13 protein-coding genes are annotated in these 14,411 nt (G+C 54.9%); 8 read left to right on the forward strand and 5 right to left on the reverse strand.

The window, feature by feature from the left end; all coding sequences use genetic code 11:
- Nucleotides 1-286 precede the first annotated feature (286 nt).
- From OS190_RS12380 to OS190_RS12390, 3 genes are all read left to right on the forward strand, one after another.
- A complete protein-coding gene (locus tag OS190_RS12380) occupies nt 287-727 on the forward strand; it encodes a universal stress protein (RefSeq protein ID WP_267159016.1) in 441 nt (146 codons plus the stop codon).
- A gap of 16 nt (nt 728-743) precedes the next feature.
- Nucleotides 744-2,294 (forward strand): alanine/glycine:cation symporter family protein, encoded by a 1,551-nt coding sequence (locus OS190_RS12385; protein WP_267159017.1) that lies wholly within the window; start codon nt 744-746, stop codon nt 2,292-2,294.
- Between the two features lie 67 nt (nt 2,295-2,361).
- Nucleotides 2,362-2,973 carry a nicotinate-nucleotide adenylyltransferase gene (locus OS190_RS12390; protein WP_267159018.1) on the forward strand — a complete coding sequence of 204 codons (612 nt, stop codon included), beginning with the start codon at nt 2,362-2,364 and terminating at the stop codon, nt 2,971-2,973.
- Here the strand turns inward: OS190_RS12390 and OS190_RS12395 are convergent.
- Nucleotides 2,956-3,780, reverse strand: coding sequence for a DMT family transporter (locus tag OS190_RS12395; RefSeq protein ID WP_267159019.1), 825 nt, complete (start codon nt 3,778-3,780; stop codon nt 2,956-2,958). The genes OS190_RS12390 and OS190_RS12395 overlap by 18 nt on opposite strands.
- A gap of 85 nt (nt 3,781-3,865) precedes the next feature.
- On the opposite strand from OS190_RS12395, the gene dacB reads away from it, so the two are divergent.
- Nucleotides 3,866-5,368 carry a D-alanyl-D-alanine carboxypeptidase/D-alanyl-D-alanine endopeptidase gene (dacB, locus tag OS190_RS12400; RefSeq protein WP_267159020.1) on the forward strand — a complete coding sequence of 501 codons (1,503 nt, stop codon included), beginning with the start codon at nt 3,866-3,868 and terminating at the stop codon, nt 5,366-5,368.
- Here the strand turns inward: dacB and OS190_RS12405 are convergent.
- Entirely contained in the window at nt 5,365-5,787 is a 423-nt protein-coding gene (locus OS190_RS12405; RefSeq protein ID WP_267159021.1) for a tellurite resistance TerB family protein, read from the reverse strand. The genes dacB and OS190_RS12405 overlap by 4 nt on opposite strands.
- A 123-nt stretch (nt 5,788-5,910) precedes the next feature.
- Here OS190_RS12405 and OS190_RS12410 point away from each other — a divergent pair, with 123 nt between their 5' ends.
- The 3 genes from OS190_RS12410 (at nt 5,911) to OS190_RS12420 (ending at nt 10,458) form a co-directional block, all read left to right on the forward strand.
- Nucleotides 5,911-7,491: a lysine--tRNA ligase gene (locus tag OS190_RS12410; RefSeq protein ID WP_267159022.1), complete on the forward strand. Its 1,581-nt coding sequence runs from the start codon at nt 5,911-5,913 to the stop codon at nt 7,489-7,491.
- A 61-nt stretch (nt 7,492-7,552) separates the two neighbouring features.
- A complete protein-coding gene (locus OS190_RS12415) occupies nt 7,553-7,966 on the forward strand; it encodes a DUF4864 domain-containing protein (RefSeq protein WP_267159023.1) in 414 nt (137 codons plus the stop codon).
- A gap of 203 nt (nt 7,967-8,169) precedes the next feature.
- On the forward strand, nt 8,170-10,458 hold the full coding sequence (locus tag OS190_RS12420) for a right-handed parallel beta-helix repeat-containing protein (protein ID WP_267159024.1): 2,289 nt from the start codon (nt 8,170-8,172) through the stop codon (nt 10,456-10,458).
- A gap of 36 nt (nt 10,459-10,494) precedes the next feature.
- Here OS190_RS12420 and OS190_RS12425 read toward each other — a convergent pair whose 3' ends face one another.
- From OS190_RS12425 to OS190_RS12435, 3 genes are all read right to left on the reverse strand, one after another.
- The gene (locus OS190_RS12425) at nt 10,495-11,166 is read right to left on the reverse strand and encodes a hypothetical protein (protein ID WP_267159025.1); all 672 of its coding nucleotides are present in this window, start codon (nt 11,164-11,166) and stop codon (nt 10,495-10,497) included.
- 190 nt (nt 11,167-11,356) lie between these two features.
- Complete coding sequence (uvrB, locus tag OS190_RS12430; protein WP_323370697.1) at nt 11,357-13,561, reverse strand: excinuclease ABC subunit UvrB; 2,205 nt, start codon at nt 13,559-13,561, stop codon at nt 11,357-11,359.
- A gap of 98 nt (nt 13,562-13,659) precedes the next feature.
- Entirely contained in the window at nt 13,660-13,944 is a 285-nt protein-coding gene (locus OS190_RS12435) for an antifreeze protein (RefSeq protein WP_267159026.1), read from the reverse strand.
- Between the two features lie 139 nt (nt 13,945-14,083).
- On the opposite strand from OS190_RS12435, the gene OS190_RS12440 reads away from it, so the two are divergent.
- Entirely contained in the window at nt 14,084-14,395 is a 312-nt protein-coding gene (locus tag OS190_RS12440; RefSeq protein WP_267159027.1) for an ETC complex I subunit, read from the forward strand.
- The last annotated feature ends 16 nt before the right edge of the window (nt 14,396-14,411 follow it).

Genomic DNA, 14,411 nt, shown 5'->3' on the forward strand with positions numbered 1-14,411 from the left:
CGGCCAAGTAATGGCTTTCAAACAAATGCCCAAGCTGATCAAGCCTGACTAAGACCCGAAACTGCGGTTTTCCCAGTTTACTGGCAGATGAACTGCTTTTGCGACCATTGGATGCCTATCGGCCTGCATTATTAGTAAATTTCAGTGTATAAAGTTGTGAACTTGTTGTTACACTTTCGAAATCCTGCGGGTGAATTCCGATCGTTTCAACCACAGGTAAACGAGATGTGATCGCCAATCTGACCTCGTGAGGATTGGCTCATGTCAGGACAATAGGGAAATAAACATGTCAAAAACAACTATCGTTGTAGGGCTGGACGGGTCGGAGGCTGGTGCGCGTGCGCTTGCTTTTGCCAAAGATCAGGCCAAGGGAATTGGGGATTGTACGATTGCAATCTGCTATGTGATCGAGTGGTCACCATTCTCGTTTCAAACCGCCGAAGAGAATGAAGAGCGCCATAAGCGCCGCAATGAAGAGCTCAATCTCGCACACTCCCGTGTGCTGGACCCCGCAATCGAAACTGCCAAGAGCGAAGGGTTTGATGTCCTCGGAATCGTAAGGCACGGTGATGCGGCTGATATTCTGGACGCCGTCGCCAAACAGCAAGGTGCAAGCCAGATCGTAGTCGGCCGCGTCGGTGCACGCGGACTGAAAGAGCGTGTTTTTGGTGGCGTCACCGGTCGCTTGGCAGCTTCTGCCAGCGTGCCCGTCACGATCATTCCGTGAAATTGGGGGAACAGATATGAAACGATTTTTGACAGCAGGCCTTGCCGCAACAGCGCTGAGCCTGCCCACATTGGCGGCGGCGCAAGAGGCGGTCAGCTTTGATCAGCGCGTCAACGACGTCTTTGCGAGTTCGACGGGTTGGTTTGTGAACCTGATCTTCATGAACCTGCCAGGAACAAACTTTCCGTGGATCGTGCTGTGGCTGGTTGTGGCCGCGTCGATCTTTACGATCTACTTCGGCTTTATCCAGATCAAAGCATTCGGCCATGCGATCAGCCTTGTTAAAGGTGACTATTCCGACCCCAATGATGCGGGTGAAGTGAGCCACTTTCAGGCGTTGACCACGGCGCTTTCGGGTACTGTTGGTCTTGGGAATATCGCGGGCGTTGCGGTGGCTGTGGGTATCGGCGGGCCTGGGGCAACGTTCTGGATGATCCTTGCCGGTCTTCTGGGCATGGCATCCAAATTCACTGAATGTACCTTGGGTGTGAAATACCGCAACGAATATGCCGATGGCACCGTTTCCGGTGGTCCGATGTACTATATGACCAAAGGTTTCAAAGAGCGCGGCCTGCCAGGGGGCAAGGTGCTGGCTGTGATCTTTGCCATCTTTACAATCGGTGGTGCGCTGGGCGGCGGTAATATGTTTCAGGCTAACCAGGCACATGAACAGATTACCCAGATTACTGGTGATTTCTCTGGCTTGATCACCGGTGTGATCTTTGCAGCGGTGGTTTTCGCAGTGATCGTCGGCGGGATCAAATCCATCGCCAGCGTGACCGAGAAAGTCGTGCCGTTCATGGGGATTCTTTATGTCCTAGCTGCCTTGGTGATCCTGATCATGAACGCGGATCAGATCGGTTGGGCCTTTGGCCAGATATTTGCCGGCGCCTTTACCGGTCTTGGTGTTGCAGGCGGCTTTGTCGGTGCTCTGATCCAAGGTTTCAAACGGGCGGCCTTTTCGAACGAAGCGGGCGTTGGTTCGGCGGCGATTGCGCACTCTGCGGTGAAAACCAAAGAACCTGTTACCGAAGGCGTTGTGTCCTTGCTTGAGCCCTTCATCGACACAGTTGTAATCTGTACGATGACTGCGTTGGTCATCACCATCTCGGGAGTGTTGGTCATGGACCCTGCAACAGGCAACTTCGTGTTGAACGAAGCGGGCACGGCGATTCAGACAATCGACGGCTCCAGTGGCGTCAGCCTGACCTCGGCGGCTTTTGCCTCCGGCTTCAGCTGGTTCCCCTATGTGCTGGCGGTTGCGGTGATCCTCTTTGCCTTCTCCACCATGATCTCCTGGTCCTACTACGGGCTGAAGGCATGGACGTACCTCTTTGGTGAAGGCAAGACGACAGAACTGATATTCAAGTTGATTTTCTGTTTCTTCATCATCGTTGGCGCGGCTGCTCAATTGGGGGCCGTCATCGACTTCTCCGATGCGATGATCTTTGCCATGGCTGTTGTGAACATTACGGCACTCTACTTCCTGATGCCAATCGTGAAGCGTGAGATGAACAGTTATTTCAAACGGATCAAATCCGGTGAGATCGTCAAGCACTCGCACTGATCTCTGATTGACAAACGGGGCAGATGCCTCTCCTTTCGGCCCCTGAAGCGATTCAGGGGCCGTTTTCGTGCGTTTTCAATTTCCTCATGCTGCACCCGGTCAGGTGATTGGTCTGCTTGGCGGGTCATTCGATCCGGCACATGCGGGACATGCCCATATCACGCGTGAGGCGCTCAAACGGTTCGGTTTGGATCGTGTGTGGTGGCTGGTCTCACCTGGGAATCCGCTCAAGTTGCGCGGGCCGGCCTCGCTTGAGGATCGCATGGCGCGGGCACGTGAGGTAATGCAGCATCCACGGGTCGAGATTACAGATATCGAAACACAATTGGGTACCAGATATACTGCCGAAACACTGGTAAAGGTTCAGGGGCTCTATCCGGGTGTGCGTTTTGTCTGGCTGATGGGGGCAGACAACATGGCCCAGTTTCATTTATGGCAGGACTGGCAGGGGATCATGGAAAGCGTGCCAGTTGGCGTGCTTGCAAGGCCTGGTCAGCGCATTTCGGCACGGATGAGCAGGGCGGCGCGACAATATGCACCGTATCGAATTCCGGGGCGTTTCGGGCAATTGCTGGCGCGTGCGCAAGCTCCGGCATGGAGTTTTGTGAATGTACCGATGAACGATACTTCTTCGACTGCGATCCGGGCAAGCGGGGCCTGGTCAGCGCAATCTGGTTGAAACCAAGCCCGAACCAATGATTACAACAAGTCCCGCCCAAGTATAGGCGTCCGGCAGATCGTTGAAAATGACCCAGCCAAGGATCACCGCGGCGAGAAGTTGAAAATAGACCAATGGTGCCAACTTGGTGGCAGGCGCGATGCGGTAGGCATAGAGCAACATTAAATTGCCCATCATGGAGCCCAAGGCAGAAGCTGCAGTCAGCCCCGCGACTTCAGGAGTGAATTGAGGTATGTACAGCATGCCAAAGGGCAACAGAAAAACAGCACTCAGCAACAACTGCGTGAAGGTCAGCGCTATCGGCGTGCCAAGACCAGACAACCAGCGCGACATGGTCAGGAATGCACCATAACAGAGTCCCGCGACCACCGCCCAAATAACGCCCGGTTCGCCCCCGAAACCGGGACGGACCACCAGTATCACACCCAGAAACCCCAATACGATCAAGGCGCTGCGCAACAGGGTGACAGGTTCGCGCAGGAAAAGAACCGCCAAAACATAGCTGAACATCGGGCCGACAAAAAAGGCGGCAAAGACCGTCGCGATTTCTGCTGTTTGCAGCGCCATCTGGATCGACGTAATGCCGCAGGACAGAATTGCTGCCCGCGCCCAAATTCGCCAGTCTTTCAGCAGCAAAAATGCGCTGGCGTGAATGAAGGGCAGCACCATCAACCCACCAAGCGCAAAGCGTGACCAGGCGACAAAGACGGGTGACACGCCATAGGATCCCGTCAACAGTTTGCCCGCACTGTCACCTGCGGGAATCATTGACATGGCAATAAACATGATGAGGGCAGCACGTTGCATGGTGCCACTTAGCATGGTCAATCGGGGTTGAAAATGTGATATTGCAACGCTTGTAGAGAAGCCCCCGGTGCGGTTTAACCCTAGCATGACACAGAAGTTTTCCAGACGCGGTTTCCTAAGTATCAGCGCTGCATTCACCATGTTTGCGCAGGGCGGTCTTGCGGCACCTCCTAGCGCATCGTTGAGGCCGGTCTTGCGCAGTGATGACCTGTTCAAACAGGCCATTCCCGAGGCTGCGGAGATTATCCGGGACAAGAACCTGTCCGGGCAGGTCGCTTTTGCACTGGCTGATGTATCGTCAGGCGCATGGCTGGAAAGCCAAGACGAACTTGCCGGCATGCCACCCGCAAGCGTGACCAAGGCCGTCACCGCGCTTTATGCATTGGAGACATTGGGGCCAGAGCACCGGTTCGAGACCCGGCTCGCGGCCACTGGGGGGATCAAAGAGGGCGAAATTCAAGGCGATTTGATCCTGATCGGGGGCAATGATCCAACGCTGGATACCGATGCGCTGGCACAGATGGCCGCTGATTTGAAAGCCGCGGGTGTCATCGGCGTTAAGGGCGGCTTGAAAGTCTTTCAGGGATCGCTGCCGGTGATGACGCATATTGATCCCGCACAACCGGATCATGTGGGGTATAATCCAGCAGTGTCGGGCATTGCGTTGAATTACAATCGGGTTCATTTCGAATGGCGGCGTGCCAGTGGCAAATATGCGATCACAATGGATGGACGGTCAAAGAAGCATCGGCCCGACGTTCGCTTTGCGGCAATGCGCATCGAAGATCGTAGTGCGCCGGTCTATACCTACAGCGACCTTGCGGGACGGGATCAATGGACGGTGGCAAAAGGGGCATTGGGCGGGGGCGGTGCCCGCTGGCTGCCAGTGCGCAAACCCGCATCTTATGCGGGCGAGGTGTTTTCCACGTTGGCAGGGGCGCATGGCATACGCCTTGGCTCGCCCGAAGTGATTGATACTTTGCCGCCTCACGAAGTTCTGGTCCGCCACGCAAGCCAGAATCTGCGCCTGCTTCTGCGTGATATGTTGAAATGGTCGACCAACCTGACGGCCGAGATGGTTGGTCTCGCGTCAAGCAAGAAACGGCTGGGGGCTGTCACCGACCTGCGGATGTCGGCAAATGCGATGAACCTTTGGGCCAAATCGGCCTTGGGCATGCAGGCACCGGCATTGGTCGATCATTCTGGATTGGGCGACGATTCACGGCTGACTGCCGCAGACATGGCGCGCGCCTTGCTAAAGGCAAACGACGCCGGATTTCGATCAATCCTCAAATCCTTCGGGTTCCGCGACGCCAGGGGAAAGCCGGTCAAGGATCAGAAGATCATGGTGGACGCCAAAACCGGTACGTTGAATTTTGTGTCGTCCTTGGCAGGCTATATCACGGCGCAAGACGGACGGGAAATGGTGTTTGCGATCTTTGCGGCAGATATGGACGAACGGTCCAAGATCAGTCGGGAAGAACGCGAATCCCCCACAGGCGGCAAAGCCTGGAACAAACGCGCCAAGCGGGTCCAGCAAGGGCTGATTGAACGCTGGGATGCACTATACGGTCGGGCCAAAACCTAACTTAGATGTCGCGCCCGCGCACCGCGTTCAATCGCTGCGGCGTGCAAGCGATCTATGTTCAATTCATAACGCACTTCTTCGAGCAGCCGCAATTCAGCTTCGTCGAGTGTGCCGTCCGCAGCCGCAACGTCGCAGGCGAGCGCATAAGCGGTTTCGAACAGGCGCTCTGGCAAAGCCTCGCGGATCAGGCCGAACAGTGCATCAAGCCCGTCTTCTTGTTCAAACAGGTCAAACACGGTTTTGCTGATCACCGCCAGGCGGTCGTTGTCATAATTGGCAAAGATCGGAAGCATGTTCACCGCCGACTGGATTTTGATCAGTTCTGCGGTGCGGATATTCTCGTCCGAGGCTGAAACCGCAACCATCAATGCGACAAGGCTGTCTTGTGCGCTGAGCGCAAGGGAGGGGCCGTTGGTCATGAGGATGTCCTTTGGAGGAAAGTTGTTGCGGTGCAGAATATTGACGCACCCTAGGGGACGCAATAGGTACACGCCAGCCTGCGCGCATAGGGCGCGGAATCGGTTAGAAAATGGATGATACAAATGTCTGAGATGCGGGAAGCGGCGATGAGCAGCAAAGCGTGGCCTTTTGAAGAAGCGCGCGCAGTGTTGAAACGTTATGCCAAAGCTCCGCCGGAGAAGGGATTTGTCTTGTTTGAAACCGGCTATGGACCATCGGGTCTGCCGCATATCGGCACTTTTGGCGAGGTGTTGCGCACCACCATGATCAAGCGTGCATTCGAAGAGATTTCAGACATCCCGACCAAGCTGGTTTGCTTTTCGGACGATCTGGACGGGATGCGCAAGGTGCCGGGAAATGTGCCACAACAGGAAATGTTGGCAGAGCATATGCACAAACCCTTGACCAGCGTCCCGGATCCTTTTGGCGAATTCGAAAGTTTCGGCCATCACAACAACGCAATGCTGCGTCGGTTCCTCGATACCTTCGGATTTGAATACGAGTTCTATTCCGCGCGGGAATTCTACCGGACCGGGCAGTTTGACGAGGTGCTGAAGCGCGCCTGCGAGCGGTATGACGAGGTCATGTCCGTCATGCTGAAGTCCCTGCGCGAGGAGCGGCAGCAGACCTATTCGATTTTTCTGCCAATCCACCCCGAAACGGGGCGGGTGCTTTATGTTCCGATGAAAAACGTCGATGCCGTTAATCATACCGTCACCTTTGACGATGAAGACGGCAAGGAATGGACGCTACCGGTGACGGGCGGAAACGTGAAGTTGCAGTGGAAGCCGGACTTTGGTGCGCGCTGGGCGGCATTGGGCGTTGATTTCGAGATGTACGGAAAGGAACATGCGACTAACACGGCGATCTATGACCGGATTTGCGAGATTCTGGGCGGCAAGAAGCCGAACCATTTCAGCTATGAGCTGTTCCTGGATGAAAACGGGCAGAAGATTTCGAAGTCTTCTGGCAATGGGATTTCGATTGATGAATGGTTGACCTATGCCAGCACCGAAAGCCTGTCATATTTCATGTATCAAAAGCCCAAGACGGCCAAACGGATGCATTTTGATGTGATCCCCAAAGCGGTTGATGAATATCATCAGCAGTTGCGCGCCTATGAGGGGCAGGACGCGAAAGGGCGTATGAACAATCCGGTTTGGCATATTCACGGCGGCGATGTGCCCAAGTCGGATATGGTTGTGCCATTTTCGATGTTGCTTAACCTGGCATCGGTGTCCTCGGCTGAGGATAAATCGCAGCTTTGGGGCTTTATCCAGCGCTATGCGCCCGAGGCATCTGCGGAGAACAATCCCGGTATGGATGCGGCGGCGGGTCATGCGGTGCGGTATTTCAACGATTTTGTGAAACCGCAAAAGGTGTTCCGCGCGCCAACCGATCTGGAGCGCGAAGCGCTGACAGAACTGCGTGACAATCTCAAAGCGTGGGATGGTGGGTTGGATGCAGAGGCCTTGCAAACGATGGTTTTCGCCGTGGGCAAGGAACGCTTCGATCCACTGCGCGACTGGTTCACCGCGCTTTACGAAGTGTTGCTGGGGGCGAGCCAGGGACCGAGGTTCGGCGGTTTCATCGCACTTTACGGGGTGGACGAGACTGTGGTCCTGATTGACGATGCCCTGGCAGGAAAGCTGTCGGCTGCTTGAAACTCTTGTCCTGCCCGATACGTGACTTCCCTTAAGTCAAGTTCATGCAGGGAGAGAGCAGATGTGGAAATCAGTGGTTCATGTACTCAGCGCAGCAGCGATGTCTATTGCGCTGACCTTTGGTGTTGCGGCGCAACAACTTGAGATTGAGGATACGATCGGCAATCAGATTGAGGCTTTCAAGGCCGATGATTTCGAACAGGCGTTTTCCTATGCAACGCCGAACCTGCAACAGTTGTTTCAAACGCCACAGAATTTTCAACGCATGGTCACGTCAGGCTACCCGATGGTGTGGCGACCTGCCGAAGTGCGCTATCTTGAATTCAAGGAATACGAAGGGTCAGTTTTCCAGAAAGTGCAGATTACCGACCAAAAAGGTTTTATCCATCTGCTGCTCTACCAAATGCAAAAGACCGAGGCGGGATGGCGCATCGCCAGTGTGCAATTGTTAAAGGCACCCGGCGCGAACGCCTAGACACCCTTTCCAACCGATCTATCCAAAGGTGCGGCCGCTCCGCCGGATTTTTGATGTTTGACAGGCACCTGTTGCATCCGATGGCGCACGGTGGCCTTAGCATCGCTTAACACCCGGTTGTTATTTCCCTGTCCCTGAACCGGCACGCGCCGGGATCATGCAATATCGGAGTGCGTTGGCATTTCCGTGGAAAGGGATTTTTCATGAACAAGGCAATAACCGACGGCTTGGTGCTGATGCCAACACCTTTTGGTGATGGCTTGGATGTTTGGTCAAGTGGCGATGGCACGCCGGGATCAGATACCTATGAGAACGCCGCAAATGCGCTGTTTATCGCGGCGGATCAGGACTTTGCAGGATCATTGGAACTGCTGAAAACTCAGAATACACAAAAGTTGCGCTTCATGGGGCAAACGCCCTTGTTGCCGGGCTGTTATTTGCGAGTGTCGGCGCGGGTAAAGGCGATCAGCGGTAATCTACCTTCTGTACGGATTGGGGGTTATCCCGCCGCAGGCAATGGTAGCCGGGTAAACGGCCTACCTGAGTTTTCAACTTTTACCACATTGCAAAGTTATGGCGAGGTTGTCGAGATCAGCGCTATCATCGGGACAGGCGCACGCGGCGGTGTTGACATGGTCTGGGGAACGACACCGGTTTACGGGCATTTCGGCATAGATCTGGTCGGCCCGAACGGGGGTATCATTCGCGTCGATGACATACAGATCGAAGATGTCACTTCGGTCTTTCTGCGTGACATGATTTCAATGGTCGATGTCACGGATTACGGTGCGCTGGGCAATGGAAACACCGATAATACTGCGGCCTTCGAAGCGGCAAATTCTGCAGCGAATGGGCGGACGGTCTTTGTCCCAGCGGGAAATTTTCGTCTGGCCAGTGATGTGACGATAGATACCCCAGTAAAATTTGAAGGCCGGGTCAGCATGCCGGACAATGCGGTTTTGCTTTTGCGCCGTAATTTTGATCTCCCCACCTATATTGAAGCGTTTGAGGATGAAGAAGTCGCGTTCAAAAAGGCCTTTCAGGCCCTGCTGAACAATGTGGACCACGAAACGCTTGATATGGGCGGTCGCAAGATCAATGTAACAGAACCGCTTGATATGGCCGCTACGGTTCCGGGAACCACCTCTTATGCTACGCGGCGCGTCATAAGAAACGGGCAACTGGAAGCGGCGGCGACTGCGGCCTGGGCCCCCGAAGTCGTCAGTTCCGCAGCGACTTATTCCGCCAGCGACTCGCGGACGTTGACGGCTGTATCTAATGTGGCCAGTATCCCGGTGGGTGCACTGGTCGAGGGCGCCGGCGTCGGTCGCGAGGTCTATGTTCGCAGCAAGGATTTGTCCCGTCAGGAAATCACCCTGAACAAACCCTTGTATGATGCAGAAGGGCGCCAGAACTATACTTTCCGGAAGTTCAAATATCTCATCGATTTCTCCGGCTTCAATTCCCTGAGCAAATTCGTTCTGGCAGATATAGAGTTTCAGTGTAACAACCGAAGTTCCGGCATCATGTTGGCGCGGGGCGGGATCACCTTTCATGTGCGCGATTGCTTTATCAGTCGTCCAGCAGACCGTGGAATCACTTCGATCGGGACGGGGTGTCAGGGCATGATGCTGGACCGTTGCCAGTTTCTGTCGTCGGAGGATGCGTTGAATGTGCCCGCCCGCAAGACGATCGGGTTCAACGTCAACCAGAACGATGCAAAGATCCGCAACAATCGCGCAACGCGATTCCGCCATTTCGGTCTTTTGGGAGGATCGAACAACATCTTTACCGGCAACCACTTTTTCCAAGGGGACGGGGTGACCAACGGTGTACGCTCAAGCGGGATCATTCTGGCCAGCACAAGCGTCGGGACGATCATTTCGAACAACTATATCGACAATTGTTTTATCGAATGGACAAATGAACATGACCCGAGCCCAGCGTTTACCGGCGGTTTTTCCTTCAGCGCGCTAAGTGTGACGGACAATGTATTCCTGTCAGGGGACGTTGCTCCCTGGTTCAGCTATATCGTGGTAAAACCGCATGGAGCAGGACATTTCCTGAATGGTGTCACGATTTCGGGCAACCGTTTCCGCAGTTTGAACGGCTTTATCGATCGCGCTGATCGCGTGGATACAACATTCGCTGACCTCAACATGTCGCGGTGCAAGAATTTCACGATGACCGCCAATTCCTATCTTGGCGTGACGGCGCAGCCCTCCAATCCGGCCCATGTCGATTTTACCCAATCCTCGCCTGATGACACCTGGAGCGTAGATGTCGCACAGCATCTTGCCTTTGGTGGTGAGGCATTGTCAGTGGATGCGATCACCTCGATCGGTGCATTGCGAAACTCCAACAATGTTCGCCAATATTTGACCCCTTATGCCGATACGGTTCAGGGCGCGAACCGCGATCAGATCCGGCTGGTTTGGCCCTCTGCTGTTCGGGGAAAGATACAGGCAACGGTGCGCATGGACTTCCGTTAGAATTCTCCCCCCATTCTGAAAGAGCGCGGGGCACGATCAGAAATCATTCCATATTCCCATTTTCAGAGCCGTCTTTTCCTGCTCGGAAAATGGGATTTGCGCCCCCAACTTTATGCGGAATTTACTATCCTTTGGTTGAATGAGAAGCGAGGGTTCAAAGGCACCGTAGGTTTCGCTCTTTTGGGCAGAGACCGAAATTTCCAGCAGGCCGGTCGTGGCATCGCTGAACGCCATGCCGACAGCGGCATCGAATTTGGTAATATGTTCGCCGAGCGTCGGTTCATGGATATAGGCAGCGTCCAGATTGATCCATCCTGCCCGTGAGTTGACCTTAAAACCGCGGCCCCAGGCGATGCCGGCCTTGACCGTGGGGCGGTGCATTTCATTGCCCCACACACCACCTATGCCAAGCTCATAGGCCCATTTATCGGGTTGGTCAGCAGGACCAATTGCGCGACGCAGAAACAAGTTGCCGAAACCGTTCCGTACATTCAGCGCATTGGTGAAGGCACTGACATCAAGACCGATGGTGGTTTTGTCACTCAGTCCATATTCGATATAGAATGCATTGGTAGTTTCGGAAAACTGTGTCGCACCAAAGGACAGCGAAACGAAACCATCACCCTTTTCACGTAGCCAGGCACCGGCATCTGCTACGGAGGCGAGACCCTGCCAAAGAATTAAACTTGCAACGAACAGCTTTCTCATCCGACCTCCTGCGAAGAGGATTACGGGACGAGGTTAACAAAAGGTTAATGTATGATGGGAAGGAAATCTCCTGTGATCGGACAGGCGCAGCAGAGCCAAGGCAAACTTGTCGCGAGATCGGTCCTGGGCGGGGAGATCAAAAACAAAGCATCGGGCGAAACAGGTCGCTTCATTCTAGGCCGCTGCGAACTTAGCGACCTCGCCTGCGTTTGACACCGCCGCGCATGCCGCCACGCCCCATCGACGAACGGCCCGATGACTTTTTCGCATCTGCCACTGCTTTATCAACCGCATATTGCCGCGCCATCGGGTCATCGGCGATCGCCAGATCAACAGCTTCCAGCCGCTTGACCTCATCCCGCAGCCGCGCCGCTTCTTCGAACTCAAGGTTCTCGGCAGCCTTGCGCATGTCGGTGCGCAGCCCTTCCAGTACGGTTTGCATGTTGCTGCCCGCAAGCTTTTTATCGATCTGCGTAGTGACGCGGGACTGATCCGTGTCGCCCTTGTAAAGACCTGCCAGAATATCCTCGACGTTCTTTTTCACCGTCATCGGCGTGATGCCGTGTTCCTCGTTATAGGCGATCTGCTTGGCTCGGCGGCGGTCGGTCTCACCGATGGCGCGCTCCATTGAACCAGTAATCCTGTCCGCATACATGATCACGCGGCCTTCGGCATTGCGTGCGGCCCGGCCAACGGTTTGGATCAGCGAGGTTTCCGAGCGTAGGAAACCTTCCTTGTCGGCATCAAGAATGGCGACCAGGCCACATTCGGGAATGTCCAACCCTTCGCGCAACAGGTTGATCCCGATCAGGACGTCAAAGGCCCCAAGCCGCAAATCGCGCAGGATTTCGATCCGCTCGATGGTATCAATATCGCTGTGCATGTAGCGGACGCGAATGCCCTGTTCATGCATGTATTCAGTAAGGTCTTCGGCCATGCGCTTGGTCAATGTCGTGCAAAGCGTGCGATAACCGTCCGCTGCAACCTTGCGCACTTCGTCCAGCAGATCATCTACCTGCATCTCGACCGGACGAATTTCGATCTGAGGGTCGATCAGGCCGGTTGGTCGAATGATCTGTTCGGTAAAGACGCCGCCCGATTGTTCGATCTCCCAGGCTGCCGGGGTTGCGGAAACAAACACAGATTGTGGGCGCATCGCGTCCCATTCCTCGAACTTGAGCGGGCGGTTGTCCATGCAGGAAGGCAAACGGAAGCCATGTTCGGCCAAGGTGAACTTGCGCCGGTAGTCGCCTTTGTACATGCCGCCGATCTGAGGCACCGATACGTGGGATTCATCGGCAAAAACAATCGCATTGTCGGGAATGAATTCGAACAGGGTGGGGGGCGGTTCCCCGGGTGCTCGGCCCGTCAGGTAGCGGGAGTAATTCTCGATCCCGTTGCAGACGCCTGTCGCCTCCAGCATTTCCACATCAAAGTTGGTCCGTTGTTCAAGCCGCTGTGCTTCCAACAGCTTGCCCTCACCCACCAATTGATCCAGCCGCATGCGCAACTCTTTCTTGATGTTCACAATCGCCTGCGACATCGCGGGTTTCGGCGTCACATAGTGGCTGTTGGCATAGACGCGAATCTGTTCAAACGTATCGGTCTTTTCGCCCGTGAGCGGGTCAAATTCCGTGATGCTTTCCAGCTCCTCCCCAAAGAACGACAGCCTCCAGGCACGATCATCAAGGTGGGCGGGGAAAATCTCAAGCGAATCGCCGCGCACACGGAACGAACCACGCACAAATGCGGCATCATTGCGCTTGTACTGCTGGGCAACCAGATCGGCGATCACCTGACGTTGGTCATAGGTTTTCCCGGCCTTCAGATCCTGCGTCATCGCACCGTAGGTTTCGACCGATCCGATACCGTAAATACACGATACCGATGCTACAATGATGACGTCGTCGCGCTCCAGCAACGCCCGTGTCGCCGAATGGCGCATGCGGTCGATCTGTTCGTTGATCTGGCTCTCTTTTTCGATGAAGGTATCCGAGCGTGCCACATAGGCTTCGGGCTGGTAATAGTCATAGAAGCTGACAAAATATTCGACAGCATTGTCAGGAAAAAAGCTTTTGAATTCACCGTAAAGCTGCGCCGCCAGTGTCTTGTTCGGGGCCAGTATGATAGCTGGACGCTGGGTTTCCTCGATCACCTTGGCCATCGTGAAGGTTTTGCCGGTCCCGGTTGCACCCAAAAGTACTTGATTGCGGTCCCCGTCCCGCACCCCCTGGCAAAGCTCCTTGATTGCAGTAGGCTGATCGCCCGCAGGTTCGAACTCTGTACTCAGTACAAAGCGTTTGCCTCCCTCCAGTTTGAGGCGCTTGCGTACATCCTCGGCAGCCTTCGCCATGACGGGCGTGCCTTCGGACGTATCAGTTAGGGCATAGGGCATCTGTATTCTTTCTGCGCGGTTCGCCCCCAAGGTGACGTTTTTTCGGGGTGGTTCAAGGGCGCAGCCCCGCTTTGCTGCCAAAAAGTGACAGCAGAACGCTACTTCATCAGACGCTTTCGGTTGGATGAGACCTTTCTGCTGATCGGTGCCATTGCAGCCGACATAATCTGATCGGGCCGGCGCCCCTTCATCATCTCTGTCACTCCCGCGGCAAAGGCAGAGGCCATGGCGACGCCCTTTTCTTCAACCATGCGTTCGTTTTCGCCGCGTTTCGCTGGTATTGCACCACTCATCGCCAGCAAACGCAGGGCCATGACGGTCTGGGTCTCGGCCATCAACTGGGCGATTCTCAGCTGTAGGGTAAACAATTCACTATTAAACATTATGCAGCTCCAGTTGCTGATTCCGTTTAATGCTGCAGCGCAGCAATTGCAAGCGATGCTTTCAGTGCGCAGTCGGATGCCGCTTGCCTCAGCGGGGTAAATCGCCGATAACGCAGTCAGGAAATGCAATGAGGCCCCCATGCGAGCACGTATCTATCAACCTGCCCGAACCGCGATGTCGTCTGGCACAGCCAAGACCAATCATTGGGTGCTTGAATTCGCCCCGTCCGAAGCCCGCGGCGTTGACCCCTTGATGGGCTGGACCTCTTCTTCCGATACCCAAGCACAGGTCAGATTGACCTTTGAAACCAAAAGCGCAGCGGTTGAATATGCCAATGAAAACGGCATCAGCGCACAGGTGCAACTGCCCAACAAACGCAAACCCAACATCCGAGCCGGTGGATATGGCGAAAATTTCGCAACCGGACGGCGCGGTGCCTGGACGCACTGACCCCGCTGTGTGAAAC

Source organism: Sulfitobacter sp. F26204, from assembly GCF_026410305.1.
Classification (GTDB): domain Bacteria; phylum Pseudomonadota; class Alphaproteobacteria; order Rhodobacterales; family Rhodobacteraceae; genus Sulfitobacter.

Coding starts and splice junctions, on each gene's coding strand:
- OS190_RS12380 (WP_267159016.1), top strand. CDS start 287: ATGTCAAAAACAACTATCGTTGTAGGGCTGGACGGGTCGGAGGCTGGT.
- OS190_RS12405 (WP_267159021.1), bottom strand. CDS start 5,787: ATGACCAACGGCCCCTCCCTTGCGCTCAGCGCACAAGACAGCCTTGTC.
- OS190_RS12425 (WP_267159025.1), bottom strand. CDS start 11,166: ATGAGAAAGCTGTTCGTTGCAAGTTTAATTCTTTGGCAGGGTCTCGCC.
- OS190_RS12385 (WP_267159017.1), top strand. CDS start 744: ATGAAACGATTTTTGACAGCAGGCCTTGCCGCAACAGCGCTGAGCCTG.
- dacB (WP_267159020.1), top strand. CDS start 3,866: ATGACACAGAAGTTTTCCAGACGCGGTTTCCTAAGTATCAGCGCTGCA.
- uvrB (WP_323370697.1), bottom strand. CDS start 13,561: ATGCCCTATGCCCTAACTGATACGTCCGAAGGCACGCCCGTCATGGCG.
- OS190_RS12440 (WP_267159027.1), top strand. CDS start 14,084: ATGCGAGCACGTATCTATCAACCTGCCCGAACCGCGATGTCGTCTGGC.
- OS190_RS12420 (WP_267159024.1), top strand. CDS start 8,170: ATGAACAAGGCAATAACCGACGGCTTGGTGCTGATGCCAACACCTTTT.
- OS190_RS12435 (WP_267159026.1), bottom strand. CDS start 13,944: ATGTTTAATAGTGAATTGTTTACCCTACAGCTGAGAATCGCCCAGTTG.
- OS190_RS12410 (WP_267159022.1), top strand. CDS start 5,911: ATGTCTGAGATGCGGGAAGCGGCGATGAGCAGCAAAGCGTGGCCTTTT.
- OS190_RS12395 (WP_267159019.1), bottom strand. CDS start 3,780: ATGCAACGTGCTGCCCTCATCATGTTTATTGCCATGTCAATGATTCCC.
- OS190_RS12415 (WP_267159023.1), top strand. CDS start 7,553: ATGTGGAAATCAGTGGTTCATGTACTCAGCGCAGCAGCGATGTCTATT.